The 24,870-nt window shown below is 71.6% G+C and carries 19 protein-coding genes; 15 read left to right on the top strand and 4 right to left on the bottom strand.

The annotated features are described in order from the left end of the window. Positions 1-5: 5 nt before the first annotated feature. From IE248_RS16925 to IE248_RS16915, 3 genes are all read left to right on the top strand, one after another. The gene (locus IE248_RS16925) at positions 6-584 is read left to right on the top strand and encodes a TerD family protein (protein ID WP_008741089.1); all 579 of its coding nucleotides are present in this window, start codon (positions 6-8) and stop codon (positions 582-584) included. Between the two features lie 51 nt (positions 585-635). Next, complete coding sequence (locus tag IE248_RS16920) at positions 636-2,774, top strand: TerD family protein (protein WP_190031086.1); 2,139 nt, start codon at positions 636-638, stop codon at positions 2,772-2,774. A 305-nt stretch (positions 2,775-3,079) separates the two neighbouring features. Then, on the top strand, positions 3,080-4,063 hold the full coding sequence (locus IE248_RS16915) for a TerC family protein (protein WP_073778739.1): 984 nt from the start codon (positions 3,080-3,082) through the stop codon (positions 4,061-4,063). A gap of 15 nt (positions 4,064-4,078) precedes the next feature. Here IE248_RS16915 and IE248_RS16910 read toward each other — a convergent pair whose 3' ends face one another. The 3 genes from IE248_RS16910 to IE248_RS16900 form a co-directional block, all read right to left on the bottom strand. Then, positions 4,079-5,395, bottom strand: a complete 1,317-nt coding sequence (locus IE248_RS16910) for an MFS transporter (RefSeq protein WP_190031205.1) — start codon at positions 5,393-5,395, stop codon at positions 4,079-4,081. Positions 5,396-5,563: 168 nt separating this feature from the next. Then, a complete protein-coding gene (locus IE248_RS16905) occupies positions 5,564-6,220 on the bottom strand; it encodes an MBL fold metallo-hydrolase (protein WP_008741084.1) in 657 nt (218 codons plus the stop codon). A 9-nt stretch (positions 6,221-6,229) separates the two neighbouring features. Further along, positions 6,230-6,919, bottom strand: a complete 690-nt coding sequence (locus IE248_RS16900) for a maleylpyruvate isomerase family mycothiol-dependent enzyme (RefSeq protein ID WP_190031085.1) — start codon at positions 6,917-6,919, stop codon at positions 6,230-6,232. Between the two features lie 189 nt (positions 6,920-7,108). Here IE248_RS16900 and uvrA point away from each other — a divergent pair, with 189 nt between their 5' ends. Next, entirely contained in the window at positions 7,109-10,093 is a 2,985-nt protein-coding gene (uvrA, locus tag IE248_RS16895; RefSeq protein ID WP_037797395.1) for an excinuclease ABC subunit UvrA, read from the top strand. A 699-nt stretch (positions 10,094-10,792) separates the two neighbouring features. Here uvrA and IE248_RS16890 read toward each other — a convergent pair. Continuing rightward, positions 10,793-11,665, bottom strand: coding sequence for a carbohydrate kinase family protein (locus IE248_RS16890; protein WP_073798895.1), 873 nt, complete (start codon positions 11,663-11,665; stop codon positions 10,793-10,795). 74 nt (positions 11,666-11,739) lie between these two features. Here IE248_RS16890 and IE248_RS16885 point away from each other — a divergent pair, with 74 nt between their 5' ends. The 11 genes from IE248_RS16885 (at position 11,740) to IE248_RS16835 (ending at position 24,729) form a co-directional block, all read left to right on the top strand. Continuing rightward, positions 11,740-12,171, top strand: a complete 432-nt coding sequence (locus tag IE248_RS16885) for a Rieske (2Fe-2S) protein (RefSeq protein WP_073798894.1) — start codon at positions 11,740-11,742, stop codon at positions 12,169-12,171. A 185-nt stretch (positions 12,172-12,356) separates the two neighbouring features. Beyond that, positions 12,357-14,366 carry an excinuclease ABC subunit UvrC gene (gene uvrC, locus IE248_RS16880; protein ID WP_037792887.1) on the top strand — a complete coding sequence of 670 codons (2,010 nt, stop codon included), beginning with the start codon at positions 12,357-12,359 and terminating at the stop codon, positions 14,364-14,366. Beyond that, positions 14,363-15,328 carry an RNase adapter RapZ gene (gene rapZ / locus IE248_RS16875; protein ID WP_073778715.1) on the top strand — a complete coding sequence of 322 codons (966 nt, stop codon included), beginning with the start codon at positions 14,363-14,365 and terminating at the stop codon, positions 15,326-15,328. Before uvrC ends, rapZ begins: the two co-directional genes overlap by 4 nt. Further along, the gene (locus tag IE248_RS16870; protein ID WP_008741076.1) at positions 15,325-16,380 is read left to right on the top strand and encodes a gluconeogenesis factor YvcK family protein; all 1,056 of its coding nucleotides are present in this window, start codon (positions 15,325-15,327) and stop codon (positions 16,378-16,380) included. Before rapZ ends, IE248_RS16870 begins: the two co-directional genes overlap by 4 nt. Further along, positions 16,371-17,366: a DNA-binding protein WhiA gene (gene whiA, locus IE248_RS16865; RefSeq protein WP_037792880.1), complete on the top strand. Its 996-nt coding sequence runs from the start codon at positions 16,371-16,373 to the stop codon at positions 17,364-17,366. The genes IE248_RS16870 and whiA overlap by 10 nt, the downstream gene beginning before the upstream one ends. Positions 17,367-17,519: 153 nt before the next feature. Next, complete coding sequence (locus tag IE248_RS16860; RefSeq protein WP_190031084.1) at positions 17,520-20,492, top strand: M14 family metallopeptidase; 2,973 nt, start codon at positions 17,520-17,522, stop codon at positions 20,490-20,492. A 230-nt stretch (positions 20,493-20,722) separates the two neighbouring features. Continuing rightward, positions 20,723-21,730, top strand: a complete 1,008-nt coding sequence (gene gap, locus IE248_RS16855) for a type I glyceraldehyde-3-phosphate dehydrogenase (RefSeq protein WP_008741072.1) — start codon at positions 20,723-20,725, stop codon at positions 21,728-21,730. Positions 21,731-21,868: 138 nt separating this feature from the next. After that, the gene (locus IE248_RS16850) at positions 21,869-23,080 is read left to right on the top strand and encodes a phosphoglycerate kinase (RefSeq protein ID WP_008741071.1); all 1,212 of its coding nucleotides are present in this window, start codon (positions 21,869-21,871) and stop codon (positions 23,078-23,080) included. Positions 23,081-23,086: 6 nt separating this feature from the next. Beyond that, positions 23,087-23,863 (top strand): triose-phosphate isomerase, encoded by a 777-nt coding sequence (gene tpiA / locus IE248_RS16845; RefSeq protein ID WP_124288656.1) that lies wholly within the window; start codon positions 23,087-23,089, stop codon positions 23,861-23,863. Positions 23,864-23,983: 120 nt separating this feature from the next. After that, a complete protein-coding gene (secG, locus tag IE248_RS16840) occupies positions 23,984-24,214 on the top strand; it encodes a preprotein translocase subunit SecG (RefSeq protein ID WP_037792874.1) in 231 nt (76 codons plus the stop codon). A gap of 179 nt (positions 24,215-24,393) precedes the next feature. Next, positions 24,394-24,729: an RNA polymerase-binding protein RbpA gene (locus IE248_RS16835; protein WP_007263454.1), complete on the top strand. Its 336-nt coding sequence runs from the start codon at positions 24,394-24,396 to the stop codon at positions 24,727-24,729. Positions 24,730-24,870 lie beyond the last annotated feature (141 nt).

Genomic DNA, 24,870 nt, shown 5'->3' with positions numbered 1-24,870 from the left:
AGCGCGTGACGGTCAACATGACCAAGGGTCAGGCCATCAGTCTGCAGAAGGCGGACGGGGGCACGCTGACCGCGGTCCGGATGGGCCTCGGCTGGCAGGCGGCGAAGCGGCGCGGGCTGTTCGGTTCGCGGACCCGGGAGATCGACCTGGACGCGTCGGCGGTGCTCTTCGCCGACAAGCAGCCCGTGGACGTCGTGTTCTTCCGGCACCTGCAGAGCGACGACGGCTCCGTGCGGCACACGGGTGACAACCTCGTCGGCGGCGTGGGCCAGGGCGGGGACGACGAGTCGATCCTCGTCGACCTCCAGCGGGTGCCGGTGCACATCGACCAGATCGTCTTCACGGTGAACTCGTTCACCGGCCAGACCTTCCAGGAAGTGCAGAACGCCTTCTGCCGCATCGTCGACGAGACCAACGGCCAGGAGCTGGCCCGCTACACCCTCGACGGCGGCGGCCAGTACACCGCGCAGATCATGGCGAAGGTGTCCCGCGTCGGCGGCGGCTGGCAGATGACGGCCCTCGGCAACCCGGCCAACGGCCGGACCTTCCAGGACCTGATGCCGGCGATCCTGCCGCACCTGTAAGGAACCAAGGCGACAAGGCACCAGGCGCGAGGCACGGGGGAGGGCTGCACGATGACGGCCGAACTGGTCCGGGGGCAGAACCACCCCCTGTCCCGGAGCCGGGTGGAGATCAGGGTCTCGGCGCACACGCCGGTGCTGGCCCTGGTCTCCGCCGGCGACGACGCGGACCGGCTTCCCGGCCCCGAGGCGGTGGCCCACCCCGGTGCCCGTGCCCTGGCCGGGCTGGAAGTCCCCGGCGAGCTGTCCGGCCGGCACCGGTTCACCGTCGACCTCGACTCCGTCGGGCCGGCCGTGCACCGGGTCGGGCTGGTGCTCGTCCTGCCGCCCGGCGGCCCGGCGCGCTTCGGCGCCGTCCCCGCGCCGTACGTGGCGGTGGCGGAACCGGAGGGCGCCGAGATCGCCGGGTACACCCTGACCGGGCTGGACTCCGAGACCGCCGTCGTGGCCCTGGAACTGTACCGGCGCCAGGGCGCCTGGAAGGTCCGCGCCGTGGGCCAGGGGTACGCCGCCGGGCTCGGCGCGCTGCTGGCCGACGCGGGGCTGCCCGGGCCCGCAGCCGTTGCGCTGGCCGCGCAGGTGATGGCAACGGCGCCGCCCGAGCCCGCCGCGTCCGCGCCCGCCACGGCCGTCACGTCTGCGCCTGCCACGGCTGCCGAGGGCGCCACGCCCACGGCGCCCGCTCCGGCCGCGCATGCAGAGGCCGCGTCCGCCGCGTCCGTAGAGGTCGTCATGCCCATGGCGCCCGAGGCCGCCGCGCCTGTGGCGCCCGCTCCGGCCGTGCCCACACCGCCCGCGCCCGCAGAGGGCGCCGTGCCCGCGTCCGCGGAGGCCACGCCTACGGTGCCTCAGGGGGTGAGGGTGTCGCGGGAGGTGCCGCCCGCTCCGCCAGCGGCGCAGCCGCCGGATCCGTACGTCGAGGCGCCGGGGTCCGCGTCCGGTGACGCGCCGCCCACCATCAGCTACGCCCACCCGCGCCGCCGCCCGACGAGCGCCGAGCCGCCCGAGCCGGGGCCGCAGCGGGCACAGGCCCCCGGGCCCGGCGAGCCGCCCCGCCCCGTCGCCGGGGACGCCGCCGGCTGGTCCATGGAGGAGCGGCTCTACAACCAGGTCTGGGGCATGTTCGAGGACCTGGCCCGTACGGTCTCCGCCTACCGCAGCGCGGTGGAGTTCGCGGACGCCCGCATGGACCGGGAGCTCGGCGAGGCCCTGTCCGACCCCCGCCAACGCCTCGGCGGCTCCGGGGACGCCGCCCGTGACGCCGCGCGCGAGCGCCGCGACGAGCTGGTTGACCGCGCGCGGGCGGTCCTCGACCGGGACCTCGCCCAGCTGGTCGCGGAGACCGAGGTGGTCGAGCCCGCGCTGCCGGCCCCGTACGCCCGCTGGGACAGCCCCGTCTGGCACGACGGCCGCGCCGCCGCCCTGCCCGAGGAGAGCCCGCTGGCCCTGCGGCTCGGCGACCTGCACCTGCCCGAGCGGCCCGACCTGCGCATCCCGATGCTGATGCGGCTCCCGCTGGAGCGCGGCATCTGGATCGACAACGGCCGCACCGGTTCCGAGGCCGCCATGGCCATGGACACCGACCGGCTGCGCCTGGCCGCCATGGACATGGCCGTCGCGCACGCCGTGCGGCTGCTGGCGGTCCACCCCGGCGGCCGGTACGCCGTCCACGTCATCGACGCGGCGGGGGCCGGTGCCGCCTCGCTCGCCCCGCTGGTGCGCTCCGGGGTGCTGGCCGAACCGCCCGCCGCCGGGCCCGGCGGTGTCACGCGGACGCTGGCCGCGCTGACCCGGCGGGTGGACCTCGTACAGATGGCGCTGCGGGCCGGGGCCCCGGAGGACCTGCCGCCGGACGTGGACACGGCCGGGCAGCTGCTGATCGTCCACGACTTCCCGCACGGGTTCGACGACCGGGCGGTCACCCAGCTGCGCTACCTGGCGGACGAGGGCCCGGCGGTCGGCGTGCACCTGCTGATGGTCGCCGACCGCGACGAGGCCTCGGCGTACGGGCCGCTGCTGGATCCGCTGTGGCGTTCGCTGATGCGGCTGTCGCCGGTCCCGGACAGTCATCTGGCCGATCCCTGGGTCGGGCACCACTGGACCTTCGAGCCGGATCTGCCGCCGCGGGGCAGCCAGGTCCTGGACCGGGCGCTCGACCGGATCGCGGCGGCCCGCAGGGGGCCCCGGCCCTGACCGCAGGCGCCGGGTCGCGCGCCGGCCCATGACCGCCGGGTGACCTGTCACTGACCCGCCGCTGACCAGTCTTTGGTACTCCCTTTACCTTTCCGCTCCTCTGCCGGTACCCTGGAGACCGCGGAGGGGAGTATTCCTGCTTTCCTGCTACGGCGTACCCGTCAATACGGACCACTGCGGTCGTCTCTGAAACGCAGTCGTCCCGGGGCGTCGGCCCACGGCCTCCAGGCCGCCCGGGTGGAAGAGACCTCCGGCAGCGATGACGCTGACGAAGTGCTGAGCCATCTGCCGGAGGCGTAAGAACAGTGGACGTTTCGTTGTACACCTGGGTGCTGACCATTCTCGGTCTGAGCATCCTCATCGGCGCCGATTTCTTCATCGGCCGCAAACCCCATGACGTGTCGGTGAAGGAAGCCGGCATCTGGACGGTCGTCTGGATCGTCCTCGCCGTGCTCTTCGGCCTCGGCCTGATGTTCTTCGGTCACGGCCAGGCCTCGCAGGAGTTCTTCGCCGGCTTCATCACCGAGAAGTCCCTGAGCGTGGACAACCTGTTCGTCTTCGTCCTGATCATGGCGAAGTTCGCGGTGCCCTCCCAGCTCCAGCAGCGCGTCCTGCTCATCGGCGTGCTGATCGCCCTGGTGCTCCGCGCGATCTTCATCGCGGCCGGCGCCGCGATCATCACCAACTTCTCGTGGGTCTTCTACATCTTCGGCGCGTTCCTGATCTACACCGCCTGGAAGCTCATCCAGGAGGCCCGCCAGGACCAGGACGAGGAAGAGTTCGAGGAGAACCGCCTCCTCAAGTCGATCGAGAAGAAGTTCGGCGTCGCCGACCAGTACCACGGCACCAAGCTCTTCATCCGGAACAACGGCAAGCGGATCCTGACCCCGCTGATGATCGTGATGCTGGCCATCGGCACCACCGACGTGCTGTTCGCCCTGGACTCGATCCCCGCGATCTTCGGCCTCACCCAGGACCCGTACATCGTCTTCACCGCCAACGCCTTCGCCCTGATGGGTCTGCGCCAGCTGTACTTCCTCATCGGCGGCCTGCTCAAGAAGCTGGTCCACCTCAGCTACGGCCTGTCCGTCATCCTGGGCTTCATCGGCATCAAGCTGGTGCTGCACGCCCTGCACGAGTCCGGGGTGCACGTCCCGCAGATCTCCATCCCGGTCTCGCTGGGCGTCATCTGCGGTGTCCTCGTGATCACCACGATCACCAGCCTGATCGCCTCGAAGAAGCAGGCGGCCGCCGAGGCCGCCGCCCGCCCGGAGAGCATCGACGCCTAACGAGGACCCGGGGAACTACGCGGGGGCGGCCGCTTCGGCCGCCCCCGCCGTCGTGCCCGCGCCCGCCGCCTCCTTCGCCCGTACCAGCGCCGGGTTCGTCTCCGGCAGCAGCGCGAAGCAGACCAGGCTGACCAGGGCCACGCCGGTCAGGTACACCGCGACGCCCCACGGCGGACCCGAGCCGTCCGCCAGCGCCGTCGCCACGATCGGGGTCAGCGCCCCGCCCAGCACCCCGCCGAGGTTGTAGCCGACGGCCGCGCCCGTACAGCGGATCCGCGGCGCGTACAGCTCCGGGAGGTACGCGCCGACCACCGCGAACATCGCCACCATCCCCAGCAGCGCCACGAAGCAGCCCGCGGTCATCAGCAACGGGTCCGCCGTCCGCAGCAGCGCCACGAAGGGGAACATCCACAGGGCGCAGGCCGTACAGCCCGCCAGGCACAGCGGCCGCCGCCCGTAGCGGTCGCCGAGCACCGCCATCACCGGGGTCGCCAGAGCCTTGAGGGCGACGGCCGCCATGACGCAGGCGAGCATCACGGTGCGCTCCACCCGCAGGTGCTCGGTCGCGTAGGCGAGGGACCAGGTGGTGACCGAGTAGAAGACGGCGTACCCGACCGCGAGGGCCCCGCCGGTCAGCAGGAGCAGCCGCCAGTGGCCCCGTACCACCTCGGTCAGCGGCGCCTCGGCGCGCCCGCCCGTCTCCGCGAGCGCCCGGAACTGCGGGGTCTCCTCGACCGATCGCCGCAGCCACAGCCCGGCGAGCGCCAGCAGCCCGGCCGCCCAGAACGGCACCCGCCAGCCCCAGGCGGTGAACTGCCCGTCGGTCAGGGTCGCGGACAGCCCCAGCATCAGGCCGTTGGCCAACAGGAAGCCCACCGCCGGGCCGGTCTGCGGGAAGCTCGACCACAGCCCGCGCCGGCCCTCGGGGGCGTGCTCGGCGGTCAGCAGCACCGCACCGCCCCACTCGCCGCCGAGGCCGAGCCCCTGGAGGAAGCGCAGCAGGAGCAGCAGGACCGGCGCGGCCGCCCCGATCGAGGCGTACGAGGGCACGCAGCCCACCGCCACCGTGGCCAGGCCGGTGAGTAGCAGTGAGCCGAGCAGTACCGGGCGCCGCCCGTAGCGGTCGCCGATGTGGCCGAAGACGGCCGATCCCAGGGGGCGGGCGAGGAAGCCGACGCCGAAGGTGGCGAAGGCGGCGAGGGTCCCGGCGAGCGGGGAGAAGGACGGGAAGAAGAGCGGGCCGAGGACCAGGGCTGCGGCCGTGCCGTACACGAAGAAGTCGTAGAACTCGATGGCGGTGCCGGCGAGGGAGGCCGAGGCGAGCCGCAGCATCGAGGGGGAGCGGGGCGGGGAGGGCGGGTGAGAGGCGGAGGAGGGGGAGGGGTGGTCTTGTTGCATGGTGCAGCAATTACCCCGCCCCACACCTCCGGGACGTGCGCCGGTCATCATCGACCGGAAGGAGTGCAACCCTTCGCGGTGTTGACCGAGGCCGGTCGGGAACTACCAGCCGCGTTCGCGCCACTCGGCGAGATGCGGCCGCTCGGCGCCGAGCGTGGTGTCGTCGCCGTGGCCCGGGTAGACCCAGGTCTCGTCGGGGAGCCGCTCGAAGAGCTTCTGCTCGACGTCGTCGATCAGCCGCTCGAAGGCCTTCTGGTCGCCGTGGGTGTTGCCGACGCCGCCCGGGAAGAGGCAGTCGCCGGTGAACACGTGCGGGTGCCCGTGCGGGTCGTCGTAAATCAGGGCGATCGAGCCGGGGGTGTGCCCGACCAGGTGGCGGGCGGTCAGGGTGACCCGCCCGACCGTCACCGTGTCCCCGTCGGCCACCAGGACGTCGGTGGCCACCGGGATGCCCTCGGCGTCGTGGGCGCCCGCGTAGGTGCGCGCACCGGTCGCCTCGACCACGTCCGCGAGCGCGCCCCAGTGGTCGCCGTGCCGGTGCGTGGTGACGACGGAGGTGATGCCGTCGTCGCCGATGAGCCGCAGCAGGCTCTCCGGCTCCGCCGCCGCGTCGATCAGCAGCTGCTCGTCGGTGGCCCGGCAGCGCAGCAGGTACGCGTTGTTGTTCATGGGGCCCACCGCGACCTTGGAAATCATCAGGTCCGGGAGTTCGTGCACGTCGGCCGGACCGCCGACCTTGACCGCTCCGCTGTACGTCATGAACCGATCCTAGAGGGGGGGAAGGGCGGGCAGGGGTCCGCCCGCGGTGGTCAGGGAGGCGCCCTTGTCGCCGCGGCCGGCCAGCCAGGCCAGCAGACCCGCGGCGGTGCCGGACACGGTGACGGCCGGGTCACCCGCGGACCCGGTGCGCCAGCTGCGCCCGTCGGCCGCGACCAGGGCGGTCGGCGGGACCTCGGGACGCCCGGACCAGCGGTCGGCGAGGAAGTCGATCTCCCGGCCGGTGAACTCGTCCGGGAGGTCTTCGAGCGCGTAGCCGATGTTCAGGTCGACGTGGTGCAGCTCGATCTCGACGAGCCGGCGGAACGGCACGTTCGAGGCGAGGTCGGTGACCCCGTTGCGCAGCTCGACGGTGCGGGACCAGTCCTGCTCGGCGCCCTCCTGGGCCAGGAAGCGCTCGCTCGCCTCCCGTACGTCGGCGAGCTGAACCTCCAGCGGGCGCGGGGCGTCGCGCTCGATGTCGCCGTCGCGGGCCTCGGCGCTCTCGTACATGGGGCGGCCCTCCAGGACGTTGACGAGGGCGTCCGCGTTCCGGGCGACGTGGGCCAGGATGTGGCCCCTGGTCCAGCCGGGGAGGTGTGACTCTCCGGCCAGGGCGGCGTTGTCCAGTTTCGCGACGTCGATCAGCAGCCGGTCGCCGGCCTCGCGGACGGATCGCAGGTCGTGCACATGATCAGTCATGGATCCGAGCCTAGTGCTCCGGGGGCCTGCGCCACACGATCGGGTGAAGCGGTCTGCGCAGTGCCGTAAATCGAATGTGCGTGCTATACGCTCGGAAGTCCACTCACCACACTCCATCGCAGAGGCGCCCCCCATACCCTGGGACGGGGGCCCCGTGCCCCCGCTCTCTCAAGAAAGGTGCGGACTGGCGTGACCGACCGTCTCATCGTTCGTGGCGCTCGCGAGCACAACCTCAAGAACGTCTCGCTCGACCTGCCCCGCGACTCGCTCATCGTCTTCACCGGACTCTCCGGGTCGGGCAAGTCCTCCCTGGCCTTCGACACGATCTTCGCCGAGGGCCAGCGCCGCTACGTCGAGTCGCTCTCGTCGTACGCCCGCCAGTTCCTCGGGCAGATGGACAAGCCCGACGTCGACTTCATCGAGGGGCTCTCGCCGGCCGTCTCGATCGACCAGAAGTCGACCTCGCGCAACCCGCGCTCCACCGTGGGCACCATCACCGAGGTCTACGACTACCTCCGCCTGCTCTTCGCCCGCATCGGCAAGCCGCACTGCCCCGAGTGCCGCCGCCCGATCTCGCGGCAGTCGCCGCAGGCGATCGTCGACAAGGTGCTCGCGCTGCCCGAGGGCAGCCGCTTCCAGGTGCTCTCGCCGCTGGTGCGCGAGCGCAAGGGCGAGTTCGTGGACCTCTTCGCCGACCTCCAGACCAAGGGCTACAGCCGGGCGCGGGTGGACGGGGAGACCATCCAGCTCTCCGAGCCGCCCACGCTGAAGAAGCAGGAGAAGCACACCATCGAGGTGGTCATCGACCGCCTCACCGTCAAGGACAGCGCCAAGCGCCGCCTCACCGACTCGGTGGAGACCGCGCTCGGGCTCTCCGGCGGCATGGTCATCCTGGACTTCGTCGACCTCGCCGAGGACGACCCCGAGCGCGAGCGGATGTTCTCCGAGCACCTCTACTGCCCGTACGACGACCTGTCCTTCGAGGAGCTGGAGCCGCGCTCCTTCTCCTTCAACTCGCCCTTCGGCGCCTGCCCCGAGTGCACCGGCATCGGCACGCGCATGGAGGTGGACCCGGAGCTGATCGTTCCGGACGAGGACAAGTCCCTGGACGAGGGGGCGGTCTCGCCGTGGTCCCTCGGCCACACCAAGGACTACTTCCAGCGGCTGATCGGCGCGCTCGCCGGAGAGCTGGGCTTCCGTACGGACATCCCCTGGGCGGGGCTGCCGCTGCGCGCGCGCAAGGCCCTGCTGTACGGGCACAAGACGCAGATCGAGGTCCGCTACCGCAACCGGTACGGGCGGGAGCGGGCGTACACGACGGCCTTCGAGGGCGCCGTGCCGTTCGTCAAGCGGCGGCACTCGGAGTCGGAGAGCGACGCGAGCCGCGAGCGCTTCGAGGGCTACATGCGCGAGGTGCCCTGCCCGACCTGTGAGGGCACCCGGCTCAAGCCGATCGTGCTCGCGGTGACGGTGATGGAGCGGTCCATCGCCGAGGTCGCCGCGATGTCGATCAGCGAGTGCGCGGACTTCCTGGGGCGGCTCAAGCTCGACGCCCGCGACAAGAAGATCGCCGAGCGGGTCCTGAAGGAGGTCAACGAGCGGCTCCGCTTCCTCGTGGACGTCGGTCTGGACTACCTCTCGCTGAACCGCGCCGCCGGCACCCTGTCGGGCGGCGAGGCGCAGCGCATCCGGCTGGCCACGCAGATCGGCTCCGGCCTGGTCGGTGTGCTGTACGTACTGGACGAGCCCTCCATCGGTCTGCACCAGCGCGACAACCACCGGCTGATCGAGACGCTGGTGCGGCTGCGGGACATGGGCAACACCCTGATCGTCGTCGAGCACGACGAGGACACCATCAAGGTGGCCGACTGGGTCGTGGACATCGGCCCCGGCGCCGGTGAGCACGGCGGCAAGGTGGTGCACAGCGGTTCGCTGAAGGAACTGCTGAAGAACCCCGAGTCGATGACGGGCCAGTACCTGTCGGGCAAGCGCTCGATCGCGATCCCGGATGTCCGCCGGCCGGTGAACGGGGAGCGGAAGCTGACCGTCCATGGCGCCCGGGAGAACAACCTCCAGGACATCGACGTGTCGTTCCCCCTGGGCGTGCTCACGGCGGTCACGGGTGTCTCGGGGTCCGGCAAGTCGACCCTGGTCAACGACATCCTGTACACCCACCTGGCGCGCGAGCTGAACGGCGCCCGGTCGGTGCCGGGGCGGCACACGCGGGTGGACGGCGACGACCTGGTCGACAAGGTCGTCCATGTCGACCAGTCGCCCATCGGGCGGACGCCGAGGTCCAACCCGGCCACGTACACGGGCGTCTTCGACCACGTGCGGCGGCTGTTCGCCGAGACGATGGAGGCGAAGGTGCGCGGCTACCTGCCGGGCCGCTTCTCCTTCAACGTGAAGGGCGGACGGTGCGAGAACTGCTCCGGCGACGGCACGATCAAGATCGAGATGAACTTCCTGCCGGACGTGTACGTCCCGTGCGAGGTGTGCCACGGCGACCGGTACAACCGGGAGACGCTGGAGGTCCACTACAAGGGCAAGTCCATCGCGGAAGTCCTGAACATGCCGATCGAGGAGGCGCTGGACTTCTTCGAGGCGGTGCCGACGATCGCGCGGCACCTGCGGACGCTGAACGAGGTCGGGCTGGGGTACGTGCGGCTCGGGCAGTCGGCGCCGACGCTGTCGGGTGGTGAGGCGCAGCGCGTGAAGCTGGCGTCGGAGCTGCAGAAGCGGTCGACGGGGCGGACGGTGTACGTGCTGGACGAGCCGACGACGGGTCTGCACTTCGAGGACATCTCGAAGCTGATCAAGGTGCTGTCGGGGCTGGTGGACAAGGGGAACTCGGTGATCGTCATCGAGCACAACCTGGATGTCATCAAGACCGCGGACTGGGTCATCGACATGGGCCCGGAGGGCGGTTACGGGGGCGGCCTCGTCGTCGCCGAGGGCACGCCGGAGCAGGTCGCGTCGGTGGGTACGAGCCACACCGGCAAGTTCCTGCGGGACATCCTGGGGGCGGACCGGGTGCTGGACGCGGCGCCGGTGCCGGCGGCGCGGAAGAAGGCCGTCGCGAAGAAGACCGCGGCGCCGGCGAAGAAGGCGGCCGCGGCGAAGAAGACGGCGACGGTGAAGAAGACGACGACGGCGCGGGCCCGCAAGTCCTGACCGCGGTCGCGGCCGCGGGTCGTGCGGGGGCATGCGGGGCCCGGGCCGCCTGGGGGCCGCACCCCCCGGGGGCGCCGCCGGGGCCCGGGCCGCTGGTCGCCGCTTGGTGGCCGCGCTCCGGAGGGTCCCGTAGGGGGCTCGCGCCGCGGGGATCGCCGCCGGGGCCCGCGCCCGCGCTCCGGGGCTGGCGCGGGGGCCGCGCCGGGGGCTTCCCGGGTGCTGTGCGCGGGGCTGCCGGAGCCCTGCGGGCGGGAGCCTGCCCCACCCCGCCCTTCCACCGTTCCCCGGGGCTCTGCCCCGGACCCGCCGGGTGTCCGGCGCTTCGCCCGGATCCCGGGTGCGGTGGGGGCTGCCCCGTCCTGCCCTTCCATCGTTCCTTGGGGCTTCGCCCCGGACCCGCCGGGTGTCCGAGGTTTTGCCCCGGATCCCGGGTGCGGTGGGGGCTGCCCGGCCCCGCCCTTTCGCCGTTCCTCGGGGCTTCGCCCCGGACCCGCCGGGTGTCCGGCGCTTCGCCCGGATCCCGGGTGCGATGGGGGCTGCCCGGCCCCGCCCTTTCGCCGTTCCTCGGGGCTCCGCCCCGGAGCCTGGGCGCTGTGGGGCTGCCCTGCCCTTGTTCGTTGTTCGCGGGGCCGAGGGCCGAGACCACCGCGTCCCGGCCCGTCAGGAGCGGCAGCGCCTGGGCCGCGCTGCGCTGAGGCGTCAGAGCTCGGCCGCGTAGGGCGGCTCGGCGCCCGCCCGGGTGCAGGTCAGCGCCGCCGCGTGGGCGGCGTACTCCAGCACCCCGGGCCAGTCCACGGGCCCGGCCCGGTGCCCCGCCAGGCGGTGCAGGAGCGCCGCACCCACCGTGTCGCCCGCGCCGATGGTGTCCGCCACCGTGACCCGGCGGGACGGCACCGAGTGCTCCGCGCCTTCCCGGGTCCACACCGTCAGCCCCTCGGAGCCGCGGGTGAGCACCACCGCCGACGGGCCCGCCGCCAGCCAGTCGCGGACCCGCCCGCCGAGCCAGGCCGCGTCGTCCTCCGACAGCTTCAGCACCGAGACGTACGGCAGCCAGCCCTCGAACCGCGACCGGTAGGCCGCCGGATCCGCGATCAGCGCCGGCCGGATGTTCGGGTCGAGCAGGGTCAGCAGCCCGCGCTGCGACTCCCGGCGCAGCAGGGCCTCGTAGGCACTGGCCCCCGGCTCCAGCACGAGCGAGCAGGTGCCGAGCCCGAGCGCCCGTACGCCGGCCGGCAGTGCGGGCGGCAGCGTGAACAGCCGGTCCGCCGTGCCCTCCACGTAGAAGCGGTAGGCGGCCGAGCCGTCGGGGGCCAGCGAGGGCACGGCCAGCGTGGTCGGTTCCGGACCGCGCTGGACCAGCGACAGGTCCACCCCGGCCGCCCGCAGCCCGGCCAGCAGGCTCTCGCCGAAGCCGTCCGCCGAGACGCGGGAGCAGAACGCCACCCGCGCGCCGAGCCGGCCCAGCGCGAGCGCGGTGTTGTACGGGCCGCCGCCCGGCCGGGGCAGCAGCGCGCCGGGCGGCGCCGCCGCGGGCACCAGGTCGATCAGGGCTTCTCCACCGACGACGATCACGCGGGGGAAGCTACCCCATCGGGCGCCGGTATCGTCGGGTGGGCCGAGCCGAACCGTCCCGCCAGGAGATCCGCATGTCCGCGTCGCAGTCCGCAGCCCGCCGTACCGTGCTCAAGGGCGCCGCCGCCCTCGCCGGGGCCGCCGGAGCCGGGCTGACCCTCGCGGCGTGCTCCACCGAGGGCAACAGCGGCGCGGGCTCCCCGGCGGTCCCGGCCGAGCCCGTGGAGCTCGGGGCCGCGGCCGAGGTCCCGGTCGGCGGCGCCAAGCTGTACCGCGAGCGGAAGCTGATCGTCAGCTGCCCGGCGGAGGGGCAGTACAAGGCGTTCAGCGCGCAGTGCACGCACGCCGGATGCGTCCTCGACAAGATCGACGAGGGCCAGGGCAACTGCCCCTGCCACGGCAGCCGCTTCGACGCGGCCACCGGCAAGGTGCTGCGCGGCCCGGCCACCGACCCGCTGCCCGCCGTCCCGGTCAGGGCCGAGGGCGGCAAGCTCATCGCGGGCTGAGTCCCTCCCGCCGGTGCCACCGCACGCGCCCGGTCCGGCAGTTCTCCAGCGCCCGCACCCGAACCCGGGCCGGATCGCAGCCCGGGTCGCCGTGGTGGACGGCGAGGTACCGAGGGGCCGGTGCGGCGGGGAGCAGGGGTTGTGGTGTGGCTCCGTTGTCGGAGGCCGCAAGTAGGGTGGATGGCATGGCCGACCCTTCCAGCTACCGCCCCAAGCCGGGCCAGATCCCCGACTCGCCGGGGGTCTACCGGTTCCGCGACGAGCACCGCCGGGTGATCTACGTAGGGAAGGCCAAGAGCCTGCGCCAGCGCCTGGCCAACTACTTCCAGGACGTGGCGAGCCTGCACCCCCGCACCGCCACCATGGTGACGACGGCCGCCTCCGTCGAGTGGACCGTCGTCTCCACCGAGGTCGAGGCGCTCCAGCTCGAATACTCCTGGATCAAGGAGTACGACCCCCGGTTCAACGTCAAGTACCGGGACGACAAGAGCTACCCCTCCCTCGCCGTCACGATGAACGAGCAGTACCCCCGGGTCCAGGTCATGCGCGGGCCCAAGAAGAAGGGCGTGCGCTACTTCGGCCCCTACGGGCACGCCTGGGCGATCCGCGAGACCGTCGACCTCATGCTGCGGGTGTTCCCCGTACGGACCTGCTCCGCCGGGGTGTTCAAGCGCTCCGCCCAGATCGGCCGGCCCTGCCTGCTCGGCTACATCGGCAAGTGCTCCGCGCCCTGCGTCGGCCGGGTCACCCCCGAGGAGCACCGCGAACTCGCCGAGGACTTCTGCGACTTCATGGCCGGCCGCACCGGCACCTACCTCTCCCGCCTCGAACAGCGGATGCACGAGGCCGCCGAGGAGATGGAGTACGAGAAGGCCGCCCGGCTGCGCGACGACATCGGGGCGCTGCGGCGGGCCATGGAGAAGAACGCCGTGGTGCTCGCCGACGCCACCGACGCCGACCTGATCGCGGTCGCCGAGGACGAGCTCGAAGCGGCCGTGCAGATCTTCCACGTGCGTGGCGGCCGCGTCCGCGGCCAGCGCGGCTGGGTCACCGACAAGGTCGAGGCGGTCGACACGGCCGGCCTCGTCGAGCACGCGCTCCAGCAGCTGTACGGGGAGGAGAAGGGCGAGGCCGTCCCCAAGGAGGTGCTGGTCCCGGCGCTCCCCGAGGACACGCCCGCGCTCAGCCAGTGGCTGGCCGAGCGCCGCGGCGCCCAGGTCAGCCTGCGCGTTCCGCAGCGCGGCGACAAGAAGTCCCTCATGGAGACCGTCCACCGCAACGCCCAGCAGTCCCTGGCCCTGCACAAGACGAAGCGCGCGAGCGACCTCACCACCCGCTCCCGGGCCCTGGAGGAGATCGCCGAGGCCCTGGAGCTGGACAGCGCCCCGCTGCGCATCGAGTGCTTCGACATCTCGCACCTCCAGGGCGACGACGTCGTGGCGTCCATGGTCGTCTTCGAGGACGGGCTGGCCCGCAAGAGCGAGTACCGGCGCTTCCAGATCAAGTCCTTCGAGGGGCAGGACGACGTCCGCTCCATGCACGAGGTGGTCTCCCGGCGCTTCCGCCGCTACCTCCAGGAGAAGCTCAAGACCGGCGAGTGGTCCCCCGAGGAGGGGGAGGACCCCCTCGCCGAGGACGACGGCCGCCCGAAGCGCTTCGCGTACCCGCCGCAGCTCGTCGTCGTCGACGGCGGACAGCCGCAGGTCGCGGCCGCCAAGCGGGCCCTGGAGGAACTCGGCGTCGATGACGTCGCCGTGTGCGGCCTGGCCAAGCGGCTGGAGGAGGTCTGGCTGCCGGGCGAGGACGACCCGGTCGTACTGCCCCGCACCAGCGAGGGCCTCTACCTGCTCCAGCGGGTCCGTGACGAAGCCCACCGCTTCGCCATCCAGTACCAGCGCAGCAAGCGGGGCAAGCGGCTGAAGTCCGGGCCGCTCGACGAGGTGCCCGGCCTCGGCGAGAGCCGCAAACAGGCCCTGCTGAAGCACTTCGGTTCGGTGAAAAAGCTGAGACAGGCGACAATCGACCAGATCTGCGAGGTGCCGGGCATAGGCCGCAAGACGGCCGAGACCCTGGCCGCGGCCCTCGCCGGGGCGGTCCCCGCCGGCCCTGCCGTCAATACGGCGACAGGCGAGATCATTGAGGATGAGACGCCCGCGCACGCGGGAACATCGTTCGAACGGGGGACCGGGCAATGAACGAGCACGAGACCGCGCACGACCGAGACGCAGCGCACGACCGAGACGGAGCACAGGTGAGTACGGGCACGACAGTGGAGCCCGGCGGGGCCGCCGAGGCGGCCATCCCCGAGCTGGTGATCATCTCCGGCATGTCCGGAGCCGGCCGCAGTACGGCGGCCAAGTGCCTGGAGGACCTGGGCTGGTTCGTCGTCGACAACCTGCCGCCGGCCCTCATCCCCACCATGGTGGAGCTGGGCGCCCGCTCCCAGGGCAACGTGGCGCGCATCGCCGTCGTCGTCGACGTCCGCGGCCGCCAGTTCTTCGACGCCCTGCGCGAGTCCCTCTCCGACCTGGAGTCGCGCGGGGTCACCCGGCGCATCGTCTTCCTGGAGTCCTCGGACGACGCGCTGGTCCGCCGCTTCGAGTCCGTCCGCCGCCCGCACCCGCTCCAGGGCGACGGCCGCATCGTCGACGGCATCGCCGCCGAGCGCGACCTGCTGCGCGAGCTGCGCGGTGACGCCGACCTGGTGATCGACACCTCCAGCCTCAACGTGCACGAGCTGCGCGCCAAGATGGACGCCCAGTTCGCGGGCGACGAGGAGCCCGAGCTGCGGGCCACCGTCATGTCCTTCGGCTACAAGTACGGCCTCCCCGTCGACGCCGACCTCGTCGTCGACTGCCGCTTCATCCCCAACCCCCACTGGGTCCCCGAGCTGCGCCCCTTCACCGGGCTCAACCCGGAGGTGTCGGGGTACGTCTTCAGCCAGCCCGGCGCCAAGGAGTTCCTCGATCGCTACACCGAGCTGCTCCAGCTCATCGCCACCGGCTACCGCCGCGAGGGCAAGCGGTACGTGACCATCGCGGTCGGCTGCACCGGCGGGAAGCACCGCAGTGTCGCCATGTCCGAGAAGCTCGCCGCCCGCCTTGCCTCCGAGGGAGTCGAGACCGTCGTCGTACACCGGGACATGGGGCGCGAGTGACCGGACGCACCCTGCGGCTGCGCCGTCTGCGCCGGCTCACTTCGGGCCGGGGCGAGGACGGCGGCGCCCGCACCGGCCGCCGTCGCGGCGCGACGCCCAAGGTGGTGGCGCTCGGCGGTGGACAGGGCCTCTCGGCCTCCCTCACCGCCCTGCGCCGGATCACCGGTGACCTCACGGCCGTGGTCACCGTCGCCGACGACGGCGGCTCCAGCGGCCGGCTCCGGGAAGAGCTCGGCGTACTGCCGCCCGGCGACCTGCGCAAGGCGCTGGCCGCGCTGTGCGGGGACGACGACTGGGGCCAGACCTGGGCCCGCGTCATCCAGCACCGCTTCCAGTCCGCCGGCGACCTGCACGAGCACGCGGTCGGCAACCTGCTGATCGTCGCCCTGTGGGAACAGCTGGGGGACCCCGTCCAGGCCCTCGACCTGGTCGGCAAGCTGCTCGGCGCGCAGGGCCGGGTGCTGCCCATGTCCGCCGTGCCGCTGGAGCTCCAGGCCCTGGTCAAGGGCCATGACCCGGCGCGCCCGGAGGACGTGGACACCGTACGGGGGCAGGCGACCGTGGCGCTGACCCCCGGCGAGGTGCTCTCCGTACAGGTGGTGCCCAGCGACCCGCCGGCCGTGCCGGAGGCGGTCGCGGCCGTCCTCGACGCGGACTGGGTGGTGCTCGGACCGGGGTCCTGGTTCTCCTCCGTGATCCCGCACCTGCTGGTGCCGGAACTGCTCGACGCGCTGATGGTGACGAAGGCCCGGCGGGTCCTCTCGCTGAACCTCGCGCCGCAGCCCGGCGAAACAGAAGGCTTCTCTCCGCAGCGTCATTTGGAGGTTTTGGCCCGACACGCCCCTAAACTCGCCCTGGACGTGGTGCTGGCCGACGAGGCCGCCGTGCCCGACCGCGAGTCCCTCGCCGATGCCGCGAAACGGTTCGGTGCCGCGGTCGAGCTGGCGCCCGTGGCCAGGCAGGACGGCTCTCCGAAGCACGATCCGGAGCTGCTGGCCGCCGCGTACGACCGTATTTTTCGGATGCATGGAAGGATCGGCCCATGGCGATGACGCCCGCGGTGAAGGATGAGATTTCCCGCCTCCCCGTCACCCGGACCTGCTGCAGGAAGGCTGAGGTCTCGGCGATTCTTCGGTTCGCGGGCGGCCTCCACCTGGTGAGCGGCCGCATCGTCATCGAGGCGGAGCTGGACACCGGGATCGCTGCCCGGCGCCTGCGCAAGGACATCCTGGAGATCTTCGGCCACTCCTCGGACCTGGTGGTGATGGCGCCCGGCGGACTGCGCCGCGGCAGCCGGTACGTGGTCCGGGTCGTGGCGGGCGGTGACCAGCTGGCGCGCCAGACGGGGCTCGTGGACGGCCGCGGCCGCCCGATCCGGGGCCTTCCCCCGCAGGTGGTCTCCGGGGCCACCTGCGATGCCGAGGCGGCCTGGCGCGGCGCCTTCCTGGCCCACGGCTCGCTCACCGAGCCGGGCCGGTCCTCCTCGCTGGAGGTGACCTGCCCCGGTCCGGAGGCCGCCCTGGCCCTGGTGGGCGCCGCCCGCAGGCTCTCCATCGCCGCCAAGGCGCGCGAGGTGCGCGGAGTGGACCGGGTCGTGGTCCGCGACGGAGACGCGATCGGCGCGCTGCTGACCCGGCTCGGCGCGCACGAGTCGGTGCTGGCCTGGGAGGAGCGGCGGATGCGGCGCGAGGTGCGCGCCACCGCCAACCGCCTGGCCAACTTCGACGACGCCAACCTGCGCCGCTCGGCGCGGGCCGCGGTGGCCGCCGGAGCCCGTGTGCAGCGCGCGCTGGAGATCCTCGGCGAGGAGGTCCCCGAGCACCTCGCCGCGGCGGGCCGGCTGCGCATGGAGCACAAGCAGGCCTCCCTGGAGGAGCTGGGCGCGCTCGCGGACCCGCCGCTGACCAAGGACGCGGTCGCGGGCCGGATCCGCCGGCTGCTGGCGATGGCCGACAAGCGGGCGCAGGACCTCGGCATCCCCGGCACCGAGTCGAACCTCGACCTCAGCGAGGAGCTGGCCGACAACATGGCCGGCTGAGGAAGCTCACCGGCGCCGGCCGTCGTACGCCGGACAGGGGCCCGCGCGATCACTCGTGCGGGCCCCTTTCGGCATGCCCCATTGACATGAGCATGGGCTGATCGTGAGCCTGTCGGCGAACGCTTTGGTGGCAGACGACGCCCAGGGGGGCACATGAGGCACCGCGCGAGATCGATCCTCGCCGCAAGCGCACTCGTCTTCGGAACCACACTGGCCGCTCTTCCCGTCACGGCCCAGGCGCAGGCCCAGGCCCAGCCCTCGGCCACGGCGGCGCCCGACGCCGACGAGGTGCGGGTCTACGACGCCGACATCACCCGCGAACAGGTCCCGCTCGTCCTCGCCGCCGGCCAGGACGCCCACGAGCTCTCCGAGCGGGCTCCGCAGACCGGGACCGCCAAGGTGGAGCTCTTCCTCACCGCGGGCCAGGCCAAGGGCCTCGCCGCCCAGGGCGTCAAGCTCGCCGAGCGCAGGGTTTCCGCCAAAGCCGCGGCCCGTACCGAGGCCGCCGGGGACGGGGTCTTCCGCCCGTACAGCGGCAAGGGCGGCCTCCAGGAGGAGATCCTGCGGACCGCCCAGGAGAACCCCGGCCTCACCAAGGTCGTCTCCATCGGCAAGACCGTCCAGGGCAAGGACATCCTCGCCCTCAAGGTCACCAAGAACGCGAAGAAGACCCGCGACGGCGAGAAGCCGTCCGTGCTGTACATGTCCAACCAGCACGCCCGTGAGTGGATCACCCCCGAGATGACCCGGCGGCTGATGCACCACACCCTGGACAACTACGGCAAGGACCAGCGGATCACTCAGCTGGTGGACTCCACCGAGCTCTGGTTCCTGATCTCCGCCAACCCCGACGGCTACGACTACACCCACGCCCCCGACGGCGAGCGCCTCTGGCGCAAGAACCTGCGCGACAACAACGGCGACGGCAAGATCACCTCCGGCGACGGCGTCGACCTCAACCGCAACTTCGCCTACAAGTGGGGCTACGACAACGAGGGTTCCTCCCCGACCCCGGCGAGCGAGACCTACCGGGGCACCAAGGCGTCCTCCGAGCCCGAGACCACCGCCCTCGACGCGTTCGAGAAGCGCATCGGCTTCACGTACGCCATCAACTACCACTCCGCCTCCGAGCTGCTGCTCTACGGCGTGGGCTGGCAGGTGGCCACCCCCACCCCCGACGACGCGGCCTACAAGGCGCTCGCCGGAACCCCGGAGAACTCCGCGATCCCGGGCTACTACCCGCAGATCTCCTCCGAGCTCTACACCACCAACGGCGAGGCCGACGGCCACGCCTCCAACGTCAACGGCGTCATGATGTTCACGCCGGAGATGACCACCTGCCAGACGGCCTCCGCCGCCGACCCGGACGACCGGTGGAAGCCCGAGGACTGCGCCTCCGGGTTCAACTTCCCGGACGACGAGAAGCTCATCCAGGCGGAGTTCGCCAAGAACGTCCCCTTCGCGCTGTCCGTCGGCGAGAGCGCCGCGCGCCCGGACCAGCCGAGGTCCTCGGTCGGCCTGAGCGCCGCCGACTTCACGCTCGACCCGTTCACCACCTCCTACGTGGCCAAGGGCGAGGACCAGACGGTCTCGGTCACCGCCCGCAAGGCGCTGCGCGACAAGCAGCTCAAGTTCCGGATCAACGGCGGCCGTACGCACGACGACGGGCTGAGGGCCTGGAAGGGCGGAGACGTCTACGGCGGCGAGGACAACAACTGGTTCGACGAGTACCGGGCCAAGGTGGACGGCGCCAGGCCGGGCGACACGGTCGAGGTGTGGTTCACCGGTCTCGACCGCTCCGACAAGCAGGTCTCCAGCGAGCACTTCACGTACAAGGTGGCCGAGCGGCCGCGCGCGGACGTCCTGGTGATCGCCGAGGAGGGCGCCAAGGCCGTGCACGCCAAGGAGTACGTCGACGCCCTGCGCGCCAACGGCACCTCCGCGGCCGTCTGGGACGTGGCCGTCCAGGGCGTCCCGCACCACCTCGGGGTGCTCTCGCACTTCGGCACCGCCGTCCACTACACCGGCGCCAAGGCCCCCGGCGGCGAAACCCAGCTCGCCGTAAGGGACTTCCTCAACGAGGGCGGGAAGCTGATCGAGGCCGGTGAACTGGCGGGCGGCAACGCCCAGGTCGGCCGGGCCGTCACCAACGACTTCAGCCAGTACTACCTCGGCGCCTACAGCCGCGCGAGCGCCAAGGGGGCCACCGGCTTCACCGGCGCGGGCGCCCTGAACGGCGCCAAGGGCGGCCTCGGGGACGCGGCGGACAACCCGCTGAACGCCCCCGGCTCCTACACGGCCACCTCCGACACCCTCGCCGCCGCGCAGTTCCCGCAGTTCAAGAGCGCGCAGGCGGGCCAGTACGCCGGGGTCGTGAATCCGTACGCCCCCTTCGCCGGCGCCGGGATGGCCGCGGCCGTCCACACGGACAACGACTGGAAGCGGCTGGTCCGGACGATCGACCTGACCGGGGCCACCGCCGCCGACAGGCCCCAGCTGAAGATGGCCCTCAACTGGAACACCGAGGACGGCTACGACCACGCCGTCCTGGAGGCCCACACCACGGGGGCCGCGGACTGGACCACGCTGCCCGACGCGGGCGGCCTGAGCAGCTCCGCCGTCCCGGAGGACTGCGCGGCCGGGTACTTCATCAACGGCCACCCGTTCCTGCGCAGCTACCTCACGCTGGGCGCCGGCGGCTGCACCGCGCAGGGCACCAGCGGTACGTGGAACAGCTTCACCGGATCCTCCGGCGGCTGGAAGCAGGTCGCCTTCGACCTGAGCGCGTACGCGGGCAAGAAGGTGGAGGTGTCCCTGTCCTCCATCACCGACCCGGGCTCCGGTGGCCGCGGGGTCTTCGCGGACGAGGCGCGGCTGTCCGTCGGCGGCACCGACCAGGCCGCCGAGGGCTTCGAGACCTCCCTCGGGACCTGGACCGCGCAGGGCGCACCGGCCGGAAGCCCCGAGACTCCCGGGGATTGGTCCCGCTCCGCGGAGCTGTTCAAGTCCTACGCGGCCATCACAACGCGTCACACGGTTCTGCTCGGCTTTGGCCTGGAACACGTGCCGGCGGCTGCGGATCGAGCCGTACTCGTCGGTAAGGCCCTTCGTTCGCTGAACCACTGAGCGCGGGCCCCGTCACCCCTCACGGTGCGTGACGGGGCCCGAATTCCGGGCGCCCCGTGCCGGAGCGATTGGTACAGGGCGTCGCGGAGTCCCCCCAGGCAGTCGGGGGAGTGTCAGGCCTCGACCGATGTCACTCCGAAGCTCACGGAGAGGTAGGGTCGTAAGCGGTCGGGGACATCCCATACAGCTCGCCGGCGGACTTACCGGCGCACATACGAGGAGATCGGTTCGTGACGATCCGCGTAGGCATCAACGGTTTTGGCCGAATTGGCCGCAACTATTTCCGGGCGCTCCTGGAGCAGGGAGCGGACATCGAGATCGTCGGTGTCAACGACCTGACTGACAACGCCACCCTGGTTCACCTGCTCAAGTACGACACCATCCTGGGTCGCCTCAAGGCCGAGGTCTCCCACACCGACGACACCATCACCGTCGACGGCAAGACGTTCAAGACGTTCGCCGAGCGCGACCCCGCGAACCTCCCCTGGGGCGAGCTGGGCGCGGACATCGTCATCGAGTCGACCGGCATCTTCACCAAGAAGGCCGACGCCGCGAAGCACATCGCCGCGGGCGCGAAGAAGGTCCTCATCTCGGCTCCGGCCAAGGACGAGGACATCACGATCGTGATGGGCGTCAACCAGGACAAGTACGACGCTGCCAACCACCACGTCATCTCCAACGCCTCCTGCACCACCAACTGCGTGGCGCCGATGGCCAAGGTCCTCGACGAGAACTTCGGCATCGTCAAGGGCATGATGACCACGGTCCACGCGTACACGAACGACCAGCGGATCCTGGACTTCCCGCACTCGGACCTGCGTCGTGCCCGCGCCGCCGCCGAGAACATCATCCCGACCTCCACGGGTGCCGCCAAGGCCACCGCGCTGGTCCTCCCGCAGCTCAAGGGCAAGCTGGACGGCATCGCGATGCGCGTCCCGGTCCCGACCGGCTCGGTCACCGACCTCGTCCTGGAGCTCTCCCGCGAGACCACCAAGGAAGAGATCAACGCCGCCTTCCAGAAGGCCGCTGAGGGCCAGCTCAAGGGCATCCTCGACTACACCGAGGACGCGATCGTCTCCTCCGACATCGTGAACTGGCCGGCCTCCTGCACCTTCGACTCCTCCCTGACCATGGTTCAGGACGGCACGCAGGTGAAGGTCGTCGGCTGGTACGACAACGAGTGGGGCTACTCCAACCGTCTGGTCGACCTCACCGTCTTCGTCGGCGGTCAGCTCTAATAGTCCCAGGGCAAGGCACCACGATGTGAGCACAGGGTCCGGCAGCGCGATGGAGCGCGGCGCGGGCCCTGTCGCTTGTTCGTTCCTCACGCCCGGGATGGGCAACAGCCTGGACCGGTATAAGGAGTAGCAAAAGCAATGAAGACGATCGACGAACTTCTCGCCGAGGGCGTCCGCGGCAAGCGGGTCTTCGTCCGCGCCGACCTCAACGTGCCGCTCGCGGGCGGCACCATCACCGACGACGGCCGCATCCGCGCCGTGCTGCCGACCATCGCGAAGCTCGCCGAGGCCGGCGCCCGCGTGGTCGTCGCCTCGCACCTGGGCCGCCCCAAGGGCGAGCCGGACCCGGCCTTCTCGCTGGCGCCCGCCGCCCGGCGCCTCGGTGAACTGCTCGGCCAGGACGTCGCCTTCGCGACCGACACCGTCGGCGCCTCCGCCAAGGAGACCGTCGCCGCCCTCGCCGACGGCCGGGTCGCCGTCATCGAGAACCTGCGGTTCAACGCCGGTGAGACCTCGAAGGACGACGCCGAGCGGGGCGCCTTCGCGGACCGCCTCGCCGAGCTCGCCGACGTCTACGTCGGCGACGGCTTCGGCGCCGTGCACCGCAAGCACGCCTCGGTCTTCGACCTCCCGGCGCGCCTCCCGCACGCGGCCGGCTACCTCATCGCCACCGAGGTCGGTGTCCTCAAGAAGCTCACCGCCGACGTCAAGCGTCCGTACGTGGTCGTCCTCGGCGGCGCCAAGGTCTCCGACAAGCTGGCCGTCATCGACCAGCTGCTCGGCAAGGCCGACCGCATCCTCATCGGCGGTGGCATGGCCTACACCTTCCTGAAGGCCCAGGGTCACGAGATCGGCATCTCCCTCCTTCAGGAGGACCAGATCCCCGTGGTCCTCGAGTACCTGGCGCGCGCCGAGAAGCTGGGCGTCGAGCTGGTCCTCCCGGTGGACATCCTGGCCTCCTCGGACTTCCCCGACCTCAAGGGCAAGACCCCGGCCGAGTTCATCACCGTCGACGCGGACAAGATCCCCGCCGACAAGGAGGGTCTGGACATCGGTCCCAAGACCCGCGAGCTGTACGCGTCGAAGATCGCCGATGCCGAGACCGTCTTCTGGAACGGCCCGGTCGGCGTCTTTGAGCACCCCGACTACGCGAACGGCACCAAGGCCATCGCGCAGGCGCTCACCGAGAGCGGCGCCTTCACCGTCGTGGGCGGCGGCGACTCGGCCGCGGCCGTGCGCACGCTCGGTTTCGACGAGAACGCTTTCGGACACATCTCGACCGGCGGCGGCGCCTCCCTCGAATACCTTGAGGGCAAGACGCTCCCCGGCCTCGCCGCACTGGAGGTCTGACCCTTAATGAGCACCCGCACCCCGCTGATGGCGGGCAACTGGAAGATGAACCTCAACCACCTTGAGGCCATCGCGCACGTCCAGAAGCTCTCCTTCGCCCTGGCCGACAAGGACTACGACGCCGTCGAGGTCGCGGTCCTGCCGCCCTTCGTCGACCTGCGCTCGGTCCAGACCCTGGTCGACGGCGACAAGCTGAAGATCAAGTACGGCGCCCAGGACCTCTCGGCGCAGGACTCCGGTGCCTACACCGGCGAGATCTCCGGCGCCATGCTGGCCAAGCTGGGCTGCTCGTACGTGGCCGTCGGCCACAGCGAGCGCCGCCAGTACCACGGCGAGAGCGACGAGCTCTGCAACGCCAAGGTGAAGGCCGCCTACAAGCACGGGATCACCCCGATCCTGTGCGTCGGCGAGGGCCTGGACGTCCGCAAGGCCGGCGAGCAGGTCCCGTACACGCTGGCGCAGGTCGACGGCGGCCTCAAGGACGTCCCGGCCGAGCAGGTCGAGTCCATCGTGATCGCGTACGAGCCCGTCTGGGCCATCGGGACCGGCGAGGTCGCCACCCCCGAGGACGCGCAGGAGGTCTGCGGGGCGATCCGCGGCCGCCTCGCCGAGCTCTACTCGCAGGAGCTGGCCGACAAGGTCCGCATCCAGTACGGCGGCTCGGTCAAGTCCGGCAACATCGCCGCGATCATGGCCCAGCCCGACGTGGACGGCGCCCTGATCGGCGGCGCCGCGCTGGATGTGGACGAGTTCGTCAAGATCGTCCGCTTCCGCGACCAGTGAGTATGCGGTAGGGCGGATCCGTCGTACCCTTGCGGGGGCCAGGGGCTGACCACCAGCCGCTGGCCCCCGCGCACATCCCTGCAGAGCCGGAAAGCCAGAAAGTAGGAATCAGCCGTGATTATGGGGTTCTCGATCGCCCTGATCGTGTTCAGCGCCCTGCTGATGCTGCTCGTGCTGATGCACAAGGGCAAGGGCGGCGGCCTCTCCGACATGTTCGGCGGCGGTATGCAGTCGTCCGTCGGAGGCTCCTCGGTCGCGGAGCGCAACCTGGACCGGATCACCGTCGTCATCGGTCTGCTCTGGTTCGCCTGCATCGTCGCGCTCGGCCTGCTGATGAAGTCCAGCAGCTGACGGTTCTGGCCATTTCGGCCGTCCGCCGGGTCCCCCCTGCCTATCATGGGAACCGGCGTCCGCACCCGGAGCGAGTAACTCCGGTCGCTGGACGCGCGTTGGGCCTTACGTAGACTGGGGCGCCCGCAGCGGATATTCCACTCACGCTCCGCGGCACCATCACGCAGGGAGTTACGACCGTGGCAAGTGGCAACGCGATCCGTGGTAGCCGGGTCGGAGCGGGGCCGATGGGTGAGGCCGAGCGCGGCGAGTCCGCGCCCCGCCTGCGCATCTCCTTCTGGTGCTCGAACGGGCACGAGACGCAGCCGAGCTTCGCCAGCGACGCACAGGTGCCCGACACCTGGGACTGCCCGCGCTGCGGGTTCCCGGCCGGCCAGGACCGGGACAACCCGCCCGCGCCGCCGCGCACCGAGCCGTACAAGACGCACCTGGCGTACGTACGGGAGCGGCGCACCGACGCCGACGGCGAGGCGATCCTCGCCGAGGCGCTCGCCAAACTCCGCGGTGAGATCTGAACATCCGAACGAACGTGAGAACGAGGCCCGGCCCGCAGGAATCCTTCCTGCGGGCCGGGCCTCTTTGTGTCCGTTGCCCGCCCGCTGATCCCTTAGGTTGGTGACCGGCGGGGCACGACAGGATGGAAGAGGGCTGATGTC

This window comes from Streptomyces goshikiensis (genome assembly GCF_014650555.1).
GTDB classification, from domain to species: domain Bacteria; phylum Actinomycetota; class Actinomycetes; order Streptomycetales; family Streptomycetaceae; genus Streptomyces; species Streptomyces goshikiensis.
This window is presented reverse-complemented; position numbering and strand designations above follow the sequence as displayed.

What these genes read in the sequence shown, in the direction of transcription:
- IE248_RS16920 (WP_190031086.1), top strand. Translation starts at nt 636, where the DNA reads ATGACGGCCGAACTGGTCCGGGGGCAGAACCACCCCCTGTCCCGGAGC.
- IE248_RS16910 (WP_190031205.1), bottom strand. Translation starts at nt 5,395, where the DNA reads ATGCTGCGGCTCGCCTCGGCCTCCCTCGCCGGCACCGCCATCGAGTTC.
- IE248_RS16905 (WP_008741084.1), bottom strand. Translation starts at nt 6,220, where the DNA reads ATGACGTACAGCGGAGCGGTCAAGGTCGGCGGTCCGGCCGACGTGCAC.
- IE248_RS16900 (WP_190031085.1), bottom strand. Translation starts at nt 6,919, where the DNA reads ATGACTGATCATGTGCACGACCTGCGATCCGTCCGCGAGGCCGGCGAC.
- IE248_RS16885 (WP_073798894.1), top strand. Translation starts at nt 11,740, where the DNA reads ATGTCCGCGTCGCAGTCCGCAGCCCGCCGTACCGTGCTCAAGGGCGCC.
- uvrC (WP_037792887.1), top strand. Translation starts at nt 12,357, where the DNA reads ATGGCCGACCCTTCCAGCTACCGCCCCAAGCCGGGCCAGATCCCCGAC.
- rapZ (WP_073778715.1), top strand. Translation starts at nt 14,363, where the DNA reads ATGAACGAGCACGAGACCGCGCACGACCGAGACGCAGCGCACGACCGA.
- whiA (WP_037792880.1), top strand. Translation starts at nt 16,371, where the DNA reads ATGGCGATGACGCCCGCGGTGAAGGATGAGATTTCCCGCCTCCCCGTC.
- IE248_RS16860 (WP_190031084.1), top strand. Translation starts at nt 17,520, where the DNA reads ATGAGGCACCGCGCGAGATCGATCCTCGCCGCAAGCGCACTCGTCTTC.
- IE248_RS16850 (WP_008741071.1), top strand. Translation starts at nt 21,869, where the DNA reads ATGAAGACGATCGACGAACTTCTCGCCGAGGGCGTCCGCGGCAAGCGG.
- tpiA (WP_124288656.1), top strand. Translation starts at nt 23,087, where the DNA reads ATGAGCACCCGCACCCCGCTGATGGCGGGCAACTGGAAGATGAACCTC.
- secG (WP_037792874.1), top strand. Translation starts at nt 23,984, where the DNA reads ATGGGGTTCTCGATCGCCCTGATCGTGTTCAGCGCCCTGCTGATGCTG.